Source organism: Bradyrhizobium oropedii, from assembly GCF_020889685.1.
GTDB classification, from domain to species: Bacteria; Pseudomonadota; Alphaproteobacteria; order Rhizobiales; family Xanthobacteraceae; genus Bradyrhizobium; species Bradyrhizobium oropedii.
Map to the genome: position 1 here is coordinate 1 of NZ_JACMYO010000318.1, position 5,318 is coordinate 5,318.

Here is a 5,318-nt window from a genome sequence, read left to right on the forward strand (position 1 = left end):
CGGCAGCGACGTTGGCGCGTCATACTGCTCATCTGGTGATGCCCTTATAAAGGAAGAAGATTTTGCTGCGGATCTCGAGATATCGGACGACGCGATCGTCTGGCATCGGCTTCGCGGCACACAGCTTCTCGCTGCAGGTCGGCGAGCCGGATAATCCAGGGCGCCCCGGCGCACAGCTGCCGGGCCGGAAGGGTGCCACTGCTGACCATCCGATAGGCCGTCGTGCGGCTCACCTTCAGAATGTCGGTAGCTTCATCCAACGTCACTTCGGCGCGCTCGGCTCGTTCACCTTCGCGGTAGACAGGAATGCCGTTGGTGTTCCGGAGACTGCAGACGTGGGATCGTGTCCAACTCGCACCATGTGCAGTCGGCTTGCCAGACCTATTGAGGATCGCAGCGATTGCCGTGTCCGATAATTGCCTCGCCAATACGCGAATGAGATCGAGGACATCGGCTTCGACCGTCCAGCGGGTCTGTCCGATCTTGTTCTTTTTGACCGTCAACTGGGTGTGATCGCCGCCTTGCCAGTGAATGATGAGCGCCAATGTATTGCCCACGACATCGACGATGATCTCTTTGACAAACAGCCTGATGATCTTCTTGCGTGTCTCGATGGACGCCCCGGGACTGTTCCACGCCTTGGTCAAATCCTTGCCGAGACTCATCAGCCTCGCGCGATCCGCGGCGGAAAGCGCTGGAGCATATTGCGTCTGTTTGAGGGTCTCGAGCTGGACCTCCAGGTCGCGCAGTTGAACCAGCTTCTCGTTCCAGCGCCGCTCCAACTCACTGGCAACCAGCCGGTTATCGGGATCGACGGCGTCGTACTGTCGCCGTGCCCGAGCGGCTTCGTATTGAGCGTGCTGGATTGCGTTCTCGATGTGTTGGCGCTTGTCGCAATGATGCACGCTCTGGGCTTCCATCGCGGCCAGCGCTGCTTCAATCCCAAGAGGCTGCAGTCGATCGAGCACCTCCTGGGCGACGACGCGATCGACCCGCATGCCGCCAAAGCCGATACAGTTGTCGGCCGCTTTGGTGCCGAAGGCCCCCCGGCAGGCATATCGCTGTGTGTTCCCGCCCTTTCCAGTGTACTGGATGTGCAGGCGTCGGCCACAGCGCGCGCAACGGAATAAACCCGGCAGCAGAGCATCGCCGCGCCTTATCGAACCGCGACCCATATAGCTCTTTCCATTGGCGTTGTCGGCAATCAGGTGCTGATTCCTCTCGAACTCCGCCCAGGCGAGATAGCCCTCGTGATGGTCGTGGATCAAAACGTCCCAATCCTTCCAATTGCGCCGGAGCGTGTCGCGCATGATCCGCTTGCGCCCGTCCTTGATCGTCACCCGTGTCCCGCGCCGACCATAGGCGTAAGAGCCAGCGTACACCGGGTTCGTCAGCATGTGGTGCAGGGTGTGATAGACGGGTGCCTTCCATTCGACTGGGCGTTTACCGCGACCTTGCACAATCGCTGGAACGAGGACGTTCTCCTGCCTGAACCAAAGCAGCACCTGCCGGATTGATTGGAGCTCGGCGAATTTGCGGAAGACGAGCAAAATGCCATCCTGGACGCGCCGATCAGGATCCTTCTCGATACGGCTGTCATCCGTCTTCACGTAGCCAACGGCGACCGTCAAATGAAGTTCGCCCCGCCGTGCCTTTTGGCGCATGGCCTCGACGGACCGCTGTCGGAAGATCGACAACTCCATCTCACTCATGGTGCCCTTCATGCCAAGCAACAGCCGATCATTGGGTGAGCGTGGATCGTACGATCGATCATGTTGATACCTTCATTTGTTTGCTCTCGGGTCGAAAACGAGGTGATCTCGAGCTCCTGTCTTAAGCTCCTGCAACGCAACAATGCTGGCTTCCGTATCAGGAAAGAGGAATCGCTTGTCCCAAGGATCGCGCTGGATATTAATGGTGCCGCTGCGGATACGTCGCTTGATCCAAGAACTCGAAACTCCCAAACGCTTTGCCATTGCGGTCACCGGCAGCCAGCCAGCAACGTGACGAGCACGCGTTGCGACGCCGTCCTGCAGCACGCGATGGCGCTGCCGCACGATCTGAACGGTTCGTACTGGAACATAATTTCGGCGCGGTGAGCGGTGCCCCTCCTGGGTCAAGGTATTGGCGATTTCGGCATCATCGAAACCCTGGCGGGCCAGCTCAAGGATCCGTGCTTGCATCTCAGTCCCTCGAGTTAGAGCATGCAGCGCATGGACCCTCGGCTGGACTTCCAATTCGGATATCTCGCCACCACACCAGACGATCCGGATCGCGATTCGATCGCGCGTGATGCGGTGGAGAACAACCTTGTCAATCAGCGTTCGTAATAACTGCTTCTTATCTGCCCGGCTCACATCAGGCCGCTGCCAGAGCTCAGGCAAGTGCGGACCAAGCGCAAGAAACTCATTCTGCTCCTCTGGGGTCAACATGGCTGATTTACTCTTCGTGGCTCGGCGGGTGGTCAGCGCCTCTTCAGCCTGCCGGAGTTCGCGTAGCGCTCTTTCCCATCGCCGCTCCAGCTCAGCGGCGATGAGGCGATTGTCAGGATCGACCCGATTATATTGTCGTTCGGCCAGGAGTGCCTGATAGCGCAGTCGCTCAACCTGCTCTGCTCTTCGGCGCGATCAAGCGCTTCGTCAGTCTGCTGCCGCGCATTGAGCGCACGTCTCCAGGACTCCACCTCAGCGGGAGCGATCGCTGCAAAGAATGCAGCCACCACCTGTGCGTCGATTGGATCGGCGGGAAGATGCTGGCATAGCGTCTTGCCTTGGTGGTTCAACAGGGAATTGCAGACGTAGCGAGACCCGCCTTTGTATTGTATCGACATCTTGTGGCCGCACCGGCCGCACCAGGTGATGCCCTGCAAGATAGCGGCGCCCTCTCGGGGCACGCCACGCGTTTGATTGCGTTGGTATTCGGCATGGTTATCGCGCAACATGGCCTGGATCCGCTCAAAGCCATCCCAATCGATGTATGCAGGATAGCGGTCCTTTACTACTACCTTCCACTCTGCCATTGGGCAGCGAGCCGTCTTCAGTTTACCACTTGCATAGGACGTGCGGCAGGACTTGGTACGGCCATAGACGAAAGCGCCAGCATAGGCCGGATTCCTCAAAATTCCGGAAATCATGCTGGCTGATGGTGTCCGCCACGCAATATCGCCGAACCGGTCCCGCCGCGGTATGGAGAGCGCACGATCTCGGAATGACCGGATTACCTTGCCTACGGAGCCTCCCTCCAGAAATGTCGTGAAAACCAGTGATATCCGCTGCTGCACCTCCCTGCTCGGATCCTTCGATACCACGCCATTGGTGTCACGTTCCAAACCCGCCGGTAACAGTAACGTCAACTCGCCGCGCTCGGCCTTGGCGCGCAGCCCCGCCGTCAGACGGCCGCGCAGTGTGTGCAACTCCACTTCGGAGATTGTGCCCTTTAAGCCGAGTAACAGGCGCCCATTGGTTGAGCCAGGATCGTAGACGCCGTCGCGATCGGCAATGAGGCATTGCCGGTAGCCGCACAGATCGAGTAGCGGGTACCAGTCAGAGCAGTTGCGCGCGAGACGCGTCACCTCGTAGGAGAGAATGATTCCGATTTCACCCAACGTGACGCGGGCGATAACGTCCTTGAAGCCCTCGCGATGGGCTGCTGTCGATCCACTCAACCCAAGGTCGGCATCAACGACATCAATATTGGTATCATCCCAACCGAAATCGTTGGCTCGCTGTCGCAGTGCATACTGCAGCCGCAGGCTTTCCTGGTTGGTCATCACCTGATGAGGCGTGGACTGCCGAATGTAAATTACGGCTCTGCGACACAGGTGGCTCCCCGTCACGAGATCCGACCTCATGGCTCTCCTCCCAGCGAACCACGCGAGCTTGCCAATTTTGATTCGGAGCCGTGCCCTAAAGAATCATTTGTCGGCTGATTCGCCAAGCTCCTCGGCACCACGTCTCTTGAAAGCCGGAGCAAGTCTCGAATGCTTTCGAGCGAAAGCTTGCTTGACGGGACAGACAGCCGCTCGCCATAGAGGTTGGTTGCTGCAGCTCGAATTCTCAGCAAATTGCCGTCGCGATAATAAACGAGAACGCAGCCGCCGGGTCGGAACGAGCTTCCGGCCGATACCAAATCAAAGCGCCGCCCGTATAGTGGATGGGTCGGGTCGGTTACGGTAATCTGCTCCAACTGATCAGATGGCTCCCGAATAGGGGCATCATGCTGTGTGGTCGTAGATAGCTTCCTCGTCGACAATCAGCGTGCCGACCAGGCCACAGAACTCCAGCAAAGTGTGCCAATCTCTGCCGTTCCCGGCAAGGCGTGATGCCTCGAGCGATACCACGGCGCCAACCCGTTCTTCGCAAATCGCGGACAGTAGCTTATCGAAGCCCGGTCGGACCGTTCCGCCACCGGACCGGCCGAGATCATCATCGACAAGCTGGACGTCTTCCCATCCAAGCTGCCGCGCGCGTTCGACCAAGCCATACTGGCGTCGTTGGCTCTCGAGATTGTTGACGACCTGATACGCCGTGGATTGTCGGATGTACACGAAAGCGGCACGGGCCAGGTGCGCGGGCGTGATCCTACTCATCGCCTGCTCCCTTTTTGCCGTTGGCCTGAGGCTCGTTGGCCGGCTTCGCCGCCGCTTCCGTCAGCAATACTCGCAGAAGCGCCACCGCCTTCTGGCGTTCGGCGCCACTCATATCGCCGGGCCGGGTTAGGGGAAGGAACAGATCCATTTGCGCACGACACTGCTTTCTCATTGTCGAATCCTCCGGGGCTTTCTTCCTCCGGACGACAGGCTACGAGATGATCAACCAGACTACGCAGTTGAATGAGTTGGCTGACAGGAAGGCGCGGAACCGTTACAATCTCCATCGAACATGCCGCCGGATCGAACATCCAGCCCGGCACCTGGAAGGAGCCGCCCTGCGGTTGCCGAATCAGGAAATAATGAACACCGTCGTGCTCATGGTCGCCGGTCACCAGGACCGTCCGGCCGAACAGCGGGTGGTACGGATAGGCGATCACGGCTTCGAATGTCAGAAACCCGGCACTATGGCCCCGGCTCGGACGGCGGCGGACGAACCTGGGCGACCATCGCAACGCTGCTGCAGACGGCGAAAATGAACACCGTCGATCCGTTCGCCTGGCTCGCCCTCACACTTCAGCGTATCGCCAATGGCTGGCCGAGCAGCGAAATCGACGCGCTTATGCCATGGAACCACGCAGCCTGACGGCCTCAGCTTGCCGCTTACCAATCTTTTGTACCGCTGGTTCGTGGGACTGTCGCCGGACGATCCGGTCTGGGACCCGACCAC

Annotated in this window: 4 protein-coding genes and 2 pseudogenes; 1 reads left to right on the top strand and 5 read right to left on the bottom strand. The window is 59.2% G+C overall.

The features are described from left to right. Positions 1-44 precede the first annotated feature (44 nt). The 5 genes and pseudogenes from H8A95_RS41445 to H8A95_RS41465 all read right to left on the bottom strand — a co-directional run bounded on the left by H8A95_RS41445 (position 45) and on the right by H8A95_RS41465 (position 5,028). On the bottom strand, positions 45-1,712 hold the full coding sequence (locus tag H8A95_RS41445; protein ID WP_229188237.1) for a recombinase family protein: 1,668 nt from the start codon (positions 1,710-1,712) through the stop codon (positions 45-47). 72 nt (positions 1,713-1,784) lie between these two features. Next, a complete protein-coding gene (locus H8A95_RS41450; protein WP_229188238.1) occupies positions 1,785-2,432 on the bottom strand; it encodes a hypothetical protein in 648 nt (215 codons plus the stop codon). Positions 2,433-2,464: 32 nt separating this feature from the next. Further along, positions 2,465-3,769, bottom strand: a complete 1,305-nt coding sequence (locus H8A95_RS41455) for a recombinase family protein (RefSeq protein WP_229188239.1) — start codon at positions 3,767-3,769, stop codon at positions 2,465-2,467. Positions 3,770-4,225: 456 nt separating this feature from the next. Next, positions 4,226-4,588 (bottom strand): annotated as a pseudogene (locus H8A95_RS41460) (recombinase family protein); the annotation flags it as partial. Then, positions 4,585-5,028: a Y4bD/Y4pK family protein gene (locus tag H8A95_RS41465; protein ID WP_229188240.1), complete on the bottom strand. Its 444-nt coding sequence runs from the start codon at positions 5,026-5,028 to the stop codon at positions 4,585-4,587. The gene H8A95_RS41465 and the pseudogene H8A95_RS41460, both read right to left, overlap by 4 nt. Positions 5,029-5,063: 35 nt before the next feature. Between H8A95_RS41465 and H8A95_RS41470 the strand changes: the two are divergent. Next, positions 5,064-5,234 (top strand): annotated as a pseudogene (locus H8A95_RS41470) (transposase domain-containing protein); the annotation flags it as partial. Between the last annotated feature and the right edge of the window lie 84 nt (positions 5,235-5,318).